The organism is Cryomorphaceae bacterium 1068 (assembly GCA_027214385.1).
Classification (GTDB): Bacteria; Bacteroidota; Bacteroidia; order Flavobacteriales_D; family Cryomorphaceae; genus JAKVAV01.
The window spans coordinates 1-14,588 of record JAPVXR010000012.1; the positions used below are offsets into that span (position 1 = coordinate 1).

At 42.3% G+C, this 14,588-nt stretch carries 12 protein-coding genes; 7 read left to right on the plus strand and 5 right to left on the minus strand.

Annotated features, from left to right (window positions below; all coding sequences use genetic code 11):
• Positions 1-207: 207 nt before the first annotated feature.
• A complete protein-coding gene (locus O3Q51_13700; protein MCZ4409870.1) occupies positions 208-681 on the minus strand; it encodes a hypothetical protein in 474 nt (157 codons plus the stop codon).
• A 171-nt stretch (positions 682-852) separates the two neighbouring features.
• On the opposite strand from O3Q51_13700, the gene O3Q51_13705 reads away from it, so the two are divergent.
• Positions 853-1,428: a HupE/UreJ family protein gene (locus tag O3Q51_13705; protein MCZ4409871.1), complete on the plus strand. Its 576-nt coding sequence runs from the start codon at positions 853-855 to the stop codon at positions 1,426-1,428.
• A gap of 23 nt (positions 1,429-1,451) precedes the next feature.
• On the plus strand, positions 1,452-3,743 hold the full coding sequence (locus O3Q51_13710; GenBank protein ID MCZ4409872.1) for a M1 family metallopeptidase: 2,292 nt from the start codon (positions 1,452-1,454) through the stop codon (positions 3,741-3,743).
• Between the two features lie 113 nt (positions 3,744-3,856).
• On the opposite strand, the gene O3Q51_13715 is transcribed toward O3Q51_13710, so the two are convergent.
• The 3 genes from O3Q51_13715 to O3Q51_13725 all read right to left on the minus strand — a co-directional run bounded on the left by O3Q51_13715 (position 3,857) and on the right by O3Q51_13725 (position 7,935).
• Positions 3,857-5,326 carry a glyceraldehyde-3-phosphate dehydrogenase gene (locus tag O3Q51_13715; protein ID MCZ4409873.1) on the minus strand — a complete coding sequence of 490 codons (1,470 nt, stop codon included), beginning with the start codon at positions 5,324-5,326 and terminating at the stop codon, positions 3,857-3,859.
• Between the two features lie 42 nt (positions 5,327-5,368).
• Positions 5,369-6,232, minus strand: coding sequence for a sigma-70 family RNA polymerase sigma factor (locus O3Q51_13720; protein ID MCZ4409874.1), 864 nt, complete (start codon positions 6,230-6,232; stop codon positions 5,369-5,371).
• A gap of 254 nt (positions 6,233-6,486) precedes the next feature.
• A complete protein-coding gene (locus O3Q51_13725; GenBank protein MCZ4409875.1) occupies positions 6,487-7,935 on the minus strand; it encodes a Do family serine endopeptidase in 1,449 nt (482 codons plus the stop codon).
• Positions 7,936-8,134: 199 nt separating this feature from the next.
• On the opposite strand from O3Q51_13725, the gene dapF reads away from it, so the two are divergent.
• From dapF to O3Q51_13750, 5 genes are read left to right on the plus strand one after another with little or no spacing between them, the layout of a single operon-like run.
• Positions 8,135-8,953: a diaminopimelate epimerase gene (gene dapF / locus O3Q51_13730; GenBank protein ID MCZ4409876.1), complete on the plus strand. Its 819-nt coding sequence runs from the start codon at positions 8,135-8,137 to the stop codon at positions 8,951-8,953.
• Entirely contained in the window at positions 8,925-9,464 is a 540-nt protein-coding gene (locus O3Q51_13735) for a GNAT family protein (GenBank protein ID MCZ4409877.1), read from the plus strand. Before dapF ends, O3Q51_13735 begins: the two co-directional genes overlap by 29 nt.
• Positions 9,457-10,497: an endolytic transglycosylase MltG gene (mltG, locus tag O3Q51_13740; protein ID MCZ4409878.1), complete on the plus strand. Its 1,041-nt coding sequence runs from the start codon at positions 9,457-9,459 to the stop codon at positions 10,495-10,497. Before O3Q51_13735 ends, mltG begins: the two co-directional genes overlap by 8 nt.
• A complete protein-coding gene (locus O3Q51_13745; GenBank protein ID MCZ4409879.1) occupies positions 10,494-10,997 on the plus strand; it encodes a hypothetical protein in 504 nt (167 codons plus the stop codon). The genes mltG and O3Q51_13745 overlap by 4 nt, the downstream gene beginning before the upstream one ends.
• A gap of 51 nt (positions 10,998-11,048) precedes the next feature.
• Positions 11,049-13,448 (plus strand): TonB-dependent receptor, encoded by a 2,400-nt coding sequence (locus O3Q51_13750; GenBank protein ID MCZ4409880.1) that lies wholly within the window; start codon positions 11,049-11,051, stop codon positions 13,446-13,448.
• Here O3Q51_13750 and O3Q51_13755 read toward each other — a convergent pair whose 3' ends face one another.
• A complete protein-coding gene (locus O3Q51_13755; protein MCZ4409881.1) occupies positions 13,449-14,582 on the minus strand; it encodes a glycosyltransferase family 4 protein in 1,134 nt (377 codons plus the stop codon).
• Positions 14,583-14,588 lie beyond the last annotated feature (6 nt).

A 14,588-nucleotide genomic window follows, 5' to 3' on the forward strand; every position in this document is an offset into this window, starting at 1 on the left:
CAAATGAATGCCGTGATTCAATTGCCCGAACTCGCTTCAGGAATTTACACAGTGAATGTTGTGGTAAATGAAGAAAGAGTAGGTGCTAAGAAGCTAGTAGTAAGGTAATAGTTTAAACTACCTTCGATTGAAACCCGCCGAGATCTCTCGGCGGGTTTTTTTGTATAAAGACATAATAATCAATGTCATCAACGGAAACCAGTCAAGTCAGGGTGACTTTTGGAAGATAGCTATGGTTTTTTCAGAAGAAATAAGACCGCTCTGATTTTCATTACCATACTTGAAATGAACAATATGCGATTGATCGGAGAATACGGACATCAGGATTTCATTCTGCACATGAATTTCCTCTCGCATTTGGGTCTTATCACTTTCCAGATAGATCCAAGTCACATCGTATTCTCTCTCGCTACCAATGTATTTTAAGTCAACTCTATCTGCTGCCGAGATGCTGAAGTGTTGATCAACATAAACCGAAATAAGGCTATCGGATAAATCAGTAGAGCTCGAGTCAAATAGATCAATACTTAGATCGGAGAATTCCTCAAGCCCTTTTTCTAAGTCGTCAGTAAAGAGCTTTAAACTAACTTGATAGCTTTCAGAATCTGAGTTGTAATTAATATCGGTTAAACCTACATGAAAAGGATGTAGCATAAACCAAAGGAGTAAAGATGATATCATAGCCGACAAAGGTAGTTCTATCTCTATTACCTCTGTTTAGTATTCGTTTGACTTACAGTGAGGTTAAAAAATGTTCTTTTCCTTTCAACTATTGGAACGGTATAACTTCCCGGGTCGTGGTATAAATAGGAAAGGAAGTTTTAAATATTTGCTACTTCAATTTAGCTTATCATGTTCAGCACCTATTTCGAGCTCGGAGTCCGACATATTGCAGATATTAACGCTTACGATCACATGGTGTTTTTACTTGCATTAATAGCAGTTTATCAGTTGATAGATCTTAAGAAAATTGTGTTACTGGTAACGGCGTTTACCATAGGACATAGTATTACTTTGGTCTTAGCCACTTTGGATCTTATTAACGTAGAATCTAAGTATATCGAATTCTTAATTCCAATTACCATTCTGATCACGGCAATTACAAACCTGATTCAAGGAAGAAGTGCCGGCAAGGGAGCGATGGGGTGGAAATATTTCTTGGCGACATTTTTTGGTCTTATCCACGGGATGGGCTTCAGCAATTATCTTCAGGCAATTCTTTCCAAGCAGCAAGATCTATTCATTCCAATGCTCGGTTTCAATTTAGGCGTTGAGTTAGGTCAGTTGATAATAGTCTTGGTCATTCTGATTATCGGAACCTTGAGTTTTCAAGTTTTCAGGTTTAAACATAGAGACTGGATCTTGGTTATATCAGGTGCCTGTGCTGGTGCTGCACTAATACTAGCAAAGGATACTGTCTTTTGGTAAATTCGCACTTTTTTGTAAAGCCTATGAAATATATACTGACGACCATTATGGTCTCTGTTGCTTGCATTGTTTTTTCGCAAGGAAACTCCAATCCGAACAAGTTCAAGCAATTATACGATGAACTACCAACACCAAATGTCTATCGAACTGCTTCAGGTGCTCCGGGACATCAATATTGGCAACAACGAGCTGACTATGATATAGAAGTGAGACTAGATGAGGACAATCAAGTATTATACGGTGAAGAGACGATCACTTACTTAAACAATTCTCCTGATGCCTTAGATTATTTGTGGATTCAGCTTGACCAAAACAGAAGATCGCTGGACAGCGATAGCTATAAAGTGCGTCAAAGTAAATTGAAAGATCAATACTCCTTAAAAAGCTTTCAGAATCTCTCTCCTTGGTTTGATGGAGGCTTTAAGATCGAGTATGTACAGGATACCAAAGGAAATCCATTGCCGTATGCTATCAATCAGACGATGATGCGGATTGACCTCCCTGAGCCGCTCGTACCAAATGGCGGTATTAGCTTTAAAATCAAGTGGCATTACAATCTTAATGATCGACTGAAGATCGGTGGCCGTTCCGGATACGAATATTTTGAAGAAGAGAACAATTCGATTTATACAATTGCCCAGTTTTATCCTAGAATGGCTGTTTATTCGGATAATGAGGGTTGGCAAAACAAACAGTTTCTTGGTAGTGGAGAGTTTGCCGTTCCTTTCGGAAATTATGATGTAAAAATCACCGTTCCTGCTGACCATACCGTTGCATCTACAGGAGAAATTCAAAATGCCAAGGAAGTCTTGGAATCGAAACACCTTGATAGATTTGAGAAAGCCAAAACTGCCGATCAGCCTGTTGAGATTGTAACTCAAAACGAAGCAAAGGAAATAGAGAAAGGCCGTTCAAAAGAATTGAAAATATGGCATTTCAAAGCAGAGAATGTGCGCGATTTTGGATGGGCTTCTTCCAGGAAGTTTATATGGGATGCGCAGGGAGTTCAGCTAAATGATCGAACCGTGATGGCAATGAGCTATTATCCGAATGAAGCCAATCCCGTTTGGGGTCTTTATTCAACTAAGGCCGTAAAGCACACTGTTGAGACTTATAGCAAGTACACATTCGATTACCCTTATCCGGTGGCAATTTCAGTTAATGCGGCTAGCATCGGAATGGAATATCCAATGATTTGCTTTAATTACGGAAGGTGTGAGCCTGACGGCACATATACCGAAAGAACCAAATATGGTGTGATCTCAGTTATTATTCATGAAGTCGGTCACAACTGGTTTCCAATGATTATAAATTCTGATGAGCGCCAATGGACTTGGATGGATGAAGGTTTGAATACTTACTTACAGTATCTCACCGAGCAAGAGTTTCAAAGGAATTATCCAAGTAGGAGGGGTGAACCCAGAAAAATTGTTGACTATATGAAAGGCGATAAGACTACTATCAGTCCTATCATGACCAATAGTGAGTCGGTGCACCAATTGGGGAACAATGCCTACGGTAAGCCTGCCACAGCGCTAAATATACTGCGTGAAACGGTAGTAGGGCGCGAGCAGTTTGATTTTGCATTTAAGACTTATGCAAACAGATGGAAATTTAAGCATCCATCTCCGGCTGACTTCTTCCGTACAATTGAAGATGCCACTGCGGTGGATCTCGACTGGTTCTGGCGAGGATGGTTTTTCACCACCGACAACGTAGACATCGGAATCGATTATGTGAAGTACGCTACAATGAAAAGCTTCGAGCCGGGTGGAGAGAAACTAGGAGATCAGGCATTGAAAGATAGTGAGCCCGAAAGCATATCAAGTATGCGTAATCTTGATCAGATCAAAGAAACGTATGCTGATAGAGACTCCACGCTGAAAGATTTTTACTACGACTACGATGAAAATGCCTTAACGGAAGCAGATCGCGTGGCATTCGATAAAATGACGGAAAATCTTTCTGAAGAAGAAAAAGCCCTCTTTAAGGATGATCGTCATTATTATGAAATATCATTTACAAATCATGGAGGACTTGTGATGCCCTTGATTGTTGAGTTTACTTTCGCAAGCGGAGAAAAGAAAATTGAGCACATCCCTGCTGAGATCTGGAGGAAGGGTGACCAAACGGTGACCAAGGTATTTGTCATGGATGAGAAAGCCACCAATGTGGTTCTTGATCCTTATTTGCAGACTGCCGACGTAGATTTGAATAATAATTCTTGGCCGGCGGTAGAAGTACCAACGAGGTTTGAACTCTACAAAGAGAAGGAGAGGGCGTCGAGGCCTAATCCGATGCAGAGTGCAAATTGATTTCCGTGGATTGAAGCCGGGCGTTTCCTGAATTTTGACATGAAAAAAGAGACTGCTTCATCAGAAGCAGTCTCTTTTTTATTTTCTTGATACTTAATACTTAATACTAACTACTAGTAATAGTGCTTCCTTCTCACCTTCGCCACATACTTGGCCAAGCGAATCACCTGTTTTGTATATCCGTATTCATTGTCATACCAAACATAAAGAACCACGTTCTTTTTGTCGGGATGCACTAGAGTAGCTCTGCTGTCATATACCGAGCAGCAAGTATCTCCTACGATATCACTGGATACCAATTCAGGTTCAATACTGTAATGGATTTGGTTTACCAGGTCTCCTTTTAAGGCGGCCTTTTTGACCAAAGCGTTTACTTCCTCTACGGAGGTTTCCTTGTGAAGAGAAAGGTTCATTATGGCCAAAGAACCGTTTGGAACCGGAACTCGAACGGCATTTGCGGTAAGCTTATCTTTCAACTCGGGAATGACCTTCGTTACGGCAGCACCTGCTCCTGTTTCCGTAATCACCATATTCAGAGCTGCAGATCGGCCTCTTCTTTCTTTCTTGTGGAAGTTGTCAAGAAGGTTTTGATCGTTTGTGTAAGCATGAACCGTTTCGATGTGACCTTTGTCAATTCCGTACTCTTTCTGGATCACGCTTAGCACCGTACTAATTGCATTTGTCGTACAAGATGCAGCAGAATAGATGTTCTCGTGATCCAAATCCAGTGTTTGGTGATTGATACCGTAAACAATATTCGGAATCCCTTTACCAGGTGCGGTTAAGATAACCTTGGCAATTCCTTTACTCTTTAAGTGCAAGGACAGAGCATCACGATCACGGAAAGCTCCTGTATTGTCCAAGACAATAGCGTCAGAAATACCGTAATCCTCATAGTTTACTTGATCAGGCCCGGGAGCTTGAATCATCTTAACGATTTGACCGTTAATGATAATAGCTTGTCTTTTAAGGTCGGGAACAACCGTGCCTGAGAATGGGCCATGAACGGAATCCAATCGAAGCAAATCGGCTCTTTTGATAATTTCTTCGTCCGTTACCTTTCGGGTAACGATTGCCTTCAAGCGCAATTGCTGGCCTTTACCGAATTGTTGGATCAACTCTCGGGCTGCCAAGCGGCCAATACGGCCAAAACCGTACAATACGACATCTCGAGGACCTCTCCCAGACTCGTCGAAAGAAGTGAACCCTTCAAGCTTAGAGCTGAGAAACGATTCGATCGAGTCGTAGTCGTTCTTTACTTCCATCCATTCGGCTGTGAGTAATCCCACGTCGATTTTTGATGGAGCCAAGTCCATTTTTACAAGGGCCTCGGCTACTGCAGTAGTCTCGTGAACGGAAATTGGTTTTCCTACCACGTCTGCGGCATATTTATGAAGTAGCAATACTTCACTCACGCTGGTGTCTACCAGGTGGTTTCTAAAAAGAACAAGCTCCACGGAATTATCGTAGAGCAAGTTACCAACGGCATTGATCAATTTGACCGTAGCCTTTTTTTTACTGATCCAGGAATCGAGCTCCTCATTATAGGTAGCTCTCCCTGCACTCAATAGGTCAGTGGACATTTTGTTTGTAGGTGGTTATGTTGATGGTGTAATTGAATTCAATTATCCCAAGTAAGCCTTCAAGTGCTTACTTCTAGAAGAGTGACGTAGTCTTCTGATCGCTTTTTCCTTGATTTGTCTCACACGTTCTCGTGTCAAGCCAAATCGGTCACCAATCTCCTCTAAAGTCAATCCATGCTTCATTCCGATTCCATAGAACAGGCGAATCACTTCTCTTTCTTTTTCAGTCAGAGTAGAAAGTGATCGCTCTATTTCTTGAACCAATGATTCATTCAGTAGACCAAAATCAGCAGTAGGAGAGTCGCTGTTTACCATTACGTCGAGCAACGAAGAGCTGTCATCCTCTGTAAACGGTGCATCAACAGACACGTGTCTACCACTCACTTTAAGCGAGTCGGCAACTTTCTCTGCAGGAATGTCAAGGGCCGTAGCGATTTCTTCGACCGTTGGAGGTCTGTCGTATTCTTGCTCCAGCTTGGCGAACATCTTGTTGATTTTGTTCAAACTTCCCACTTGATTCAGTGGCAGACGAACAATACGAGATTGTTCAGCTAGTGCTTGCAGAATCGACTGTCGAATCCACCATACGGCGTATGAAATGAATTTAAATCCTCTAGTTTCGTCAAATCGCTGGGCTGCTTTGATCAGTCCAAGATTTCCTTCGTTGATCAAATCAGGAAGTGAAAGCCCTTGGTTCTGATATTGCTTAGATACTGACACCACAAAACGTAAGTTTGCGCGTGTGAGCTTCTCTAATGCAAGCTGATCACCTTTTTTGATTCTCTGCGCGAGCTCTACTTCTTCCTCAGCTGTAATGAGGTCTTCACGTCCAATTTCCTGAAGGTACTTATCCAGTGATTGACTCTCGCGATTCGTTATGCTTTTGGTGATTTTAAGCTGTCTCATGTATCTTTTGCGTTAAAGTTGTTAAAATCGGACGTGGAAAATAAGCCGCAAAGATAGACCAATGCTTCCTAATTCCAAATCTCTTGTAATTCGTGTCGTTTTTCAAAAAGTATAAAAGCGACCCTTGCTCGTTTGCAGGGGTCGCTTTATTAAATTCAAAATAATTTCGAGATATCGATGGAATTGAGATGAATCGATGTTTACGGTTTCTGATGAGTATCTCGCAGGTTTTATCTTGAATCTTAAATTTATAGTTAAATACCAAAGCCATAATAGTCAGGCATCCCGTTTTGATGAAACCCTTCCACCAAAACCCCGCCACTTTTTGAGTGAAGGATGCGTTTTACGTCTTCAGGACTGTCAACGGGCTGTTTGTCAATATGTGTGATGACAAATCCTTTTTCAACACCCGCTTTCCTGAATTTTCCTTCCTCAATATCCGTTATTCTGACACCATTTACAACTTTGAGTGATGATTTTTCTTCTGAACTAAGTTCCTCAAATTTGGCTCCAAAGATCATATTGAGTTCTTCCTCAGTACGTTTCTTGAGTTCAGTTTTTCCGTAGCGATCGCGCAATAAAACTTCTAAAGAACGCTTCTGATTTTCGCGAAGTATGCTCACTGATATTCTATCTCCAGGTCGGTATTTTCCAACTTGTTCTTGAAGCTCTGTCACACTCTTAACCGGAAAGTCCTCTACTGAGACAATGATGTCTCCTTCCGAAATACCCGCTTGCTCAGCGGCTCCACCTTCTAGAAGACCTCTCACATAAGCACCTTCGCTTACCTCAAGCCCTTGATTCATCATTAGTTCAGGATCAATGTTGCTAATGCTTACTCCAATGTATGCACGCTGCACCTTACCAAACTCCAGGAGATCTGCTGTTACCTTTTTAACGATGCTCACAGGAACAGCGAAGCTATACCCACTGTAAGATCCAGTTCTTGAAGCGATAGCTGTGTTAATTCCAATCAACTCTCCACGACCATTAACCAGAGCTCCTCCACTATTACCGGGGTTTACAGCGGCATCAGTTTGAATAAAAGATTCGAGTGGGAAAGTCTCTGAGTTGGGGTCATAATCCAATATGTTGATGTTCCTTGCTTTAGCACTTACGATTCCTGCAGTTACCGTTGAGGTTAAATTGAAAGGATTTCCAACTGCCAGCACCCATTCGCCGATTTGCAATGCATCGCTATCTCCAAGAGTGATTGAGGGCATTCCGTCAGCTTTGATTTTGAGAAGGGCTATATCCGTCCCCGGATCTCGGCCCACTAAGGTAGCCTCAAAGGTGCGGTTGTCATTTGTGGTAATTTCAATTGTTTCGGCATTTTCAATCACGTGATTATTTGTAACGATAAATCCGTCATCACTTATAATCACGCCCGACCCTGAAGATCTTTGTTGTTTTGAAGAATATGGATCGCCACCAAAATAGCGGCTCCATGGATTATAGTATTGTTGAGCTACAGAGACAGTTTTCACGTGAACTACAGCGTCTAATGATCTGTTAGACGCTTCCACAAAGTCGATGCTTTCTAAAGGCATGGAAGGGGAAGATGTGTAGTTGGTGAGTTTGAACTCTGTCTTTGGTTCAACTTGGTTGGGCAGATTACCACCCTCAAAAAAAGTAACGTAGGTTCCGAGTGCCACGAAACCTCCGAACAATGCTACTACTGCTGTTTTGATCAATTGTTTCATGAGTTTTTTTGAGTGATTTGACAATATAAACAGTCAAAAGGCCTGATTTCTTTTGTCTGTTTTGTTAATTCGTGTTAAGCTACATCCTTGAACGCATGCACTCTACGGGCAATTTGTATGCCAAAGGATTGAAACTGACAATTTGTGAATTTTGTGTGGGTCAATCTGCCATGATTTCCTTTTCTCCGAGCAAGCGTGATTGCAATTAACTGCTACTTTTGTCAGTCCAGATATGACCATTCCTTTTGTAAAGTACAGTGGAACAGGAAACGACTTTATCGTAGTAGATGATCGATGCCGCAATTTTCCTGAACATGATACCAAGCTCATACAAGCTATGTGCGATCGCCATTTTGGTATAGGTTCGGATGGGTTGATGCTATTGCGGGAGCATGATGAATTCGACTTCGAAATGATCTTTTTTAATCCCGATGCAACTCAAAGCTTATGTGGAAATGGCAGTAGATGCTCAGTTCACTTTGCAAAGGAACTGGGACTGGCATCCGAATCGGGAACTTTTATTACAACTGACGGGGTACACGAATACTCTATTCCCCGGAATGACGAAGTAGAGATTAGTATGCATGGCGTAGGATCGGTTCAAATTGTGAAAGGGATGGATTTCTTGAATACGGGTTCTCCGCATCTTCTCATCAGCAAAGAGAACCTTGATTCAATCGATTTAATGAAAGAAGGCAGACAGTGGAGATACGACGATAGCTTCGCTGACACAGGAGGAACGAATGTGAATTTCATTCAGGAAATTGATGCTGATACAGTTCGTGTTCGCACCTATGAAAGAGGTGTAGAATCGGAAACCCTGAGCTGCGGAACAGGCGTAACAGCCGTGGCATTGGCAAAAAAGAAGAATCAAAACGGAAAACATCAGGTTATAGTGAATACTGAGGGGGGAGTTCTACGCGTTACGTTTGTTCGAAATGAAAATGGATTTTCAGACATCATGCTGAGCGGCCCTGTACTTAAAATCTTTGAAGGAGTTTACCATGTTGGAAAATGAGCGAATAAGGCTGCGTGCCCTCGAAATTACCGATGTGGATAAGCTCTTCATTTGGGAAAACAACCGTGCAAACTGGAGAGTTTCTCAGACTGTCACACCTTATTCACGGCATATTCTGATTGATTACGTGAATTCAATATCAGACGTTTTCACCGATAAGCAACTCAGGCTGATCATTGAACAGAAAGACTCTGATCTACCTATTGGGACAGTAGATGTTTTCGATTGTGATTTTAAAAACAAACGTGCCGGTATCGGAATCTTGGTAGCTGAACCAGAGAAAAGGGGAAAGGGTTTCGCTTCGGAAGTGATGGAAATCATCTTGCCATATTGTTTTCAAACCCTCTCGATGCATCAGGTTTACTGCAGTATTCTGACCGACAATACTGAAAGCATAAAACTTTTCAAGAAATATGGGTTTGAAGAAGTGGGAGTAAAGAAGGATTGGACTTTTTACCAGGGGAAATTCTACGATGAAATATTGATGCAGAAATTCAGAAGCAATGGCTAAGAAGATCATATTTGCCTTAGCTCTCCTATGCTTATTGGCAGGTGCTATTATTGGCTATTATTCTTATAGAATGCTCTACGGCCCTGCGTTGGATTTAGAAAACCAGAGTACCGTCTTTTATATCAAGAGTGGTTCGAATGAGCAAGATGTCTTGAAATCTCTAACAGAGGTTGCAGGCCTCCGCCATCCTGATTTTGCCAAGACTTTGATGCAAAAGAAGAATTACCAAGGAAATCTGGTGGTTTCGGGCAAATACACTCTAATTGCCGACATGGGGCTCAATGAATTGATCGATCATCTCAGGGCCGGAAATGGAGAGGAAGAAGTTCTGGTAACTTTCAATGCAGCCAGGACTCTTTCAGAACTGGCAGGTCGCGTGGCTGTAAATATCGAAGCTGATTCGGCTGATGTAGCCCAAAAATTGTCAGACCCTGAGGTGGCGCGGAAGTACGGCTTCAATTCTGCGACTTTTATCAGCATGTTTTTTCCTGATACTTATCAAATGGAGTGGGATACCGATGCCGACGAATTTGTTGAGCGAATGGCAGAAGAATACAAGCGGTTTTGGACGGCAGAACGAGTTCAAAAAGCCAGAAGCTATGGCCTTTCACAGAGTGAAGTCAGCACGCTGGCAAGCATAGTTCAAGCAGAACAGCAAGTGCATCCCGATGAAAGAAAAGTGATAGCAGGATTGTATTTGAATCGATTGAAAAAGGGGATGCGTCTCCAGAGTGATCCAACCGTGGTTTATGCCGTTGGCGATTTTTCAATTAATCGAGTTTTGACAAAGCATCTTTCTACCCCAAGTCCTTACAATACCTATATGAATGCAGGACTGCCTCCCGGACCTATAAATCTACCATCGAAACAATCCATCGACGCGGTACTGAACGCAGATCAGAACAAATACATCTTCATGTGTGCAAAGGCGGACTTCTCAGGTTACCACGCTTTTGCTACCAATCTGAACGAGCATAACAGAAATGCCAGGGCTTTCCAAAGGGCTCTGAACGAAAGGAAGATTTACAAATGAGTCTTAGCGATTCCGTCAAGATTTCCGAGGGAAAGTCATACGCTTATTTGGTCCACAGTTCATTCTTGACGGTGGTCTTCTTTATTTTCGGTTTTCTATTTCCTTGGTGTTTTTTACTCATTTTTCCCTCCCTTTCTCTCCTTTTGATTACTACAGGTGTAGAGGTAGATTCAAGAAATAATCGGGTAAGGAATTACTCCGGTTGGTTGGGTAATAGGTTCGGGGTATGGCTTCCACTTTCTCACTTTCAAAAGGTCAGACTGGAAGAATTTGTGGTCAGTAAAAAGTCAGAAGGCGCAGTGAGATTTAATCCGACGAGTTCAAGAACCTATGACATACTCTTGTTAGATAAATATGGGAAGATTTACGAGCTGAATGACTTCTTTGAATACGATCTGGCCCTTGAATGTATGCGCGAAATTGAGAAAACGGGTATAGAAGCTGAAAATGCATATGCTTTGTACACACAAAGTCTTTATCAGCGTAAAAGGAGAAGATAAGTAGTCAACATTTTTAAAGATTTCATGTTCTTACAGTCGAATTTAAGCTAAATGAGGATCTTCCTAACCTTCACAGCCCTTTTAGCTGTGTTTTCTGTTTTCGGTCAGTCAGGAGTTATTAAAGGCCGAGTTATCGATGATCTCACCAATGAGCCCGTACCTTTTTCCAATGTGGCCCTCCAAGAAACCACCTATGGTGCAGTGTCAGATATCGATGGCAATTATGAAATCACAGGGATAGAACCTGGTCTTTACAACGTCCAAGCGAGTTTTGTGGGATTCAAGACCAAAACAATATTTGAAGTAGAAGTTTTTGCTTCCAAACCTACGGTGTTGGACATACCGCTTGAGGCAGGTGCAACCAATCTGGAAGCAGTAGAGATAACAACCGAAGTTTTTGAGAGAAACGCTGAAAGCCCCGTTTCTCTGCAACAAATCGGAACCAATGAGATTCAACGTAATCCGGGAGGGAACAGAGATATTTCGCGTGCGCTCCAGATTTTGCCGGGTGTAGCTTCGTCACTTTCGTTCAGGAATGACATCATCATCAGGGGAGGAGCCCCCAATGAGAACCGATTTTTTCTGGATGGTATCGAGGTGCCCGTAATTAACCATTTCGCAACTCAAGGTTCATCAGGAGGTCCTGTTGGTATTTTGAACGTGAACTTCATCCAAAACGTTGACTTCTATTCAGGGGCTTTTCCTGCGAATCGAGGAAATGCCATGAGCGCAGTTTTAGAATTCACTCAAAAAGATGGGAATACTGAAGGCTTGAAAGGTAATTTCACCTTGAGTGCCACCGATGTGGGGCTTACACTTGATGGCCCATTGGGAGATAAGACGACATTCATCGCCTCAGCGAGGCGCTCGTATCTGCAATTTCTTTTTGGAGTGATCGGATTACCATTTTTACCGACTTACAATGATGCCCAGATCAAGGTGAAACATCGTATTAATGAAAAGAATGAAATTACCTTCATCGGTCTTGGAGCTTTAGATCAATTTGAGCTCAATGAAAGTGCTGCTCAGGACGCTGAAACAGAAGAAGAGAAGCAGGAGATCAATTATATTCTCAATAATCTTCCCGTAAATAATCAGTGGAATTACACTGTAGGAGCGAACTACAAGCACTTTTCTAATAAAGGTTTTCAAAACGTGGTTTTGAGTCGGAGTCACCTTAATAACCGCGCTGAGAAGTACGAGCAGAATGTTGAATCGCCCGAAAATCTTATTCTGAATTACGAATCAGAAGAAATTGAAAATAAGTTCAGGATTGAGCATACGCAAAGAACAAATGGGTGGCGATTAAATGCGGGATTCAACCTTGAGGACGTGACCTATTCCAATAGCACGTTTAATCAAATAAGTGTAGATACAACGGTACAAATAGTCGATTTTAACTCTGAGATCAACTTTCAGAGATTTGGGTTTTTTGGATCGATTAACCGAAGCTTTCTAGAGGACCGTCTGCTACTGTCCTTTGGTTTGAGAACAGATTGGAGCAATTGGTCAGAGAGTATGTTAAATCCTATCGATCAACTGTCCCCTCGACTATCTGCTTCATATTCCATCACCCCTGAGCTTTCAGTTCAGGCAAATGTGGGGCGTTACTACCAACTTCCTCCATACACCGTTATGGGCTTTCGCGACAATGATGGTGATTTGGTCAATAAAGAAAACGGTGTCTCTTACATTCAGAGTGATCACTTGGTGGCAGGTTTGCAGTATGTTTTTCCGAGCAACACGAAAGTATCCGTCGAAGGATTCTACAAGATTTATGACAATTATCCTTTCACCCTTCGCGACAGCATTAATTTGGCAAATCTGGGCGCCGACTTTGGCGTGATCGGAAATGAGCCCGTTGTTTCTATTGGTGAAGGTCGTTCTTATGGAGTGGAATTCTTGATTCAGCGAAAGCTTTACAATGGTCTTTTTGGAATAGCTGCTTTGACTTTAGTGCGAAGTGAATTCACTGATAAGAATGGAGCTTTTGTCCCTTCTGCTTGGGATAACCGGTTTATTCTAAGTCTTACGGCTGGTAAGAAATTCGGAAAGAACTGGGAAGTTGGAACACGCGTGCAAGTTCTTGGCGGTCCACCTTTTACTCCAGTTGACGAAGAGACTTCTTCGTTGATTCCTGTTTGGGATGTGAATAACAGAGGGATTCCCGATTACGATCGTTTGAACGAAGAGCGCGCCCCTGTGAGCTACCAGGTTGATGTTAGAATTGACAAGAAGTATTTCTTTGACAAATGGTCCTTGAATCTCTACATCGACATCGAAAACATTACGAACGCTGTGGTGGAGCTGGAGCCTTTTATTGACGTGGTACGCGATGGAAATGATCGACCCGTGGTCGATCCCAACGATTCCTCCAGATACCTTTTGACCACGATACCGAATACCAGCGGAACTCTTTTACCTAGTATTGGAGTTGTGGTTGAATTTTAACTAAAGTACTCCTGGCTTGGTGTGGTAATTCTTTCCACCGGTATCAACCAAATCTTGGTAAAATTCAGCCATTTCCTCAATGGTGTCATCGGTGTTTAGTTTTTCCGCAATTCTGCGCTTAGCCAAGACCCCGATTTTCTTCGTCCAGTCTTTTTTGTCATATGCTGCCCACATTGCTTCAGCAAGGGCTTTAGGATTTTTGGAAGGAACCATAAATCCACTATGAGCGTGTTCAATCAAATACTTGTTCCCGGGAATGTCAGTAATTAAAGGAGTTGTTCCAAGTGACATGGCTTCAATAGCCGATTTGGTAATGGATTCGCCATAAATGGAGGCGAGCAGAAATACATCGCTAGCTTTATCTATTTCCAATGCATTGGGCTGAAAACCCGTAAAAATGACACGGTCGCCGTAACCACTCTCATCGGCTATTTTTCGGTATTCCTCCGTTTCAAGACCATTCCCGACCATGAGTAGGTAAAAGTCCATCCCCTTTGGCAAGTGATGCAATGCCTGCATAATATAAATTACCCCTTTCATCGGGCGTGTATTCGCGACACACGTAAAGACAAAGCTTCCCGGCTTTACACCGTATACAGACAGATCAGCGGGTTTGACATCCTCATACCATTCCAGTCGATGGCCCTTGTTGATTGTCACCACTTTTTTCTTGGCGATTGATAACACCTGTTTTCTAAACTCTTCTTCTACACCGATAGAATTGCAGATGATTTTATCGACTCTCGGATGGTAGTACTTAGTATACAGAGAGGGGTCAAACCACTGTAGATTTCCTTGGTATCCGCGGTACAAAACCACTTTTACATCAAGGCCCTTTGCTGCCCTAATACCATTGGTAGATGCTTTGCTATTGTAGAGTTGAAGAATATCAATTTTTTCGTCAATGAGGTGTTTTCGGATTCTTTCGATGGACTTTGTGTCGAATTTCTTTTCGGGATGAAAATCGATCACATTAACTCCTGCTTCTAAGAAGTTCTTGACATAGGGCGAATCCCCGTAAGTCATCACATCTATCTTCCAACCTTTCTTGGCTAGTCCTATGAAAATTTCGGCTTCAGGCCTTACGGTAACGGTACTACGGTAATTACTGATGACTAAAATCTTTGGAGGCATCTCGCG

Coding starts and splice junctions, on each gene's coding strand:
- O3Q51_13700 (MCZ4409870.1), bottom strand. CDS start 681: ATGATATCATCTTTACTCCTTTGGTTTATGCTACATCCTTTTCATGTA.
- O3Q51_13750 (MCZ4409880.1), top strand. CDS start 11,049: ATGAGGATCTTCCTAACCTTCACAGCCCTTTTAGCTGTGTTTTCTGTT.
- O3Q51_13715 (MCZ4409873.1), bottom strand. CDS start 5,326: ATGTCCACTGACCTATTGAGTGCAGGGAGAGCTACCTATAATGAGGAG.
- O3Q51_13705 (MCZ4409871.1), top strand. CDS start 853: ATGTTCAGCACCTATTTCGAGCTCGGAGTCCGACATATTGCAGATATT.
- O3Q51_13710 (MCZ4409872.1), top strand. CDS start 1,452: ATGAAATATATACTGACGACCATTATGGTCTCTGTTGCTTGCATTGTT.
- O3Q51_13720 (MCZ4409874.1), bottom strand. CDS start 6,232: ATGAGACAGCTTAAAATCACCAAAAGCATAACGAATCGCGAGAGTCAA.
- O3Q51_13755 (MCZ4409881.1), bottom strand. CDS start 14,582: ATGCCTCCAAAGATTTTAGTCATCAGTAATTACCGTAGTACCGTTACC.
- O3Q51_13745 (MCZ4409879.1), top strand. CDS start 10,494: ATGAGTCTTAGCGATTCCGTCAAGATTTCCGAGGGAAAGTCATACGCT.
- mltG (MCZ4409878.1), top strand. CDS start 9,457: ATGGCTAAGAAGATCATATTTGCCTTAGCTCTCCTATGCTTATTGGCA.
- O3Q51_13725 (MCZ4409875.1), bottom strand. CDS start 7,935: ATGAAACAATTGATCAAAACAGCAGTAGTAGCATTGTTCGGAGGTTTC.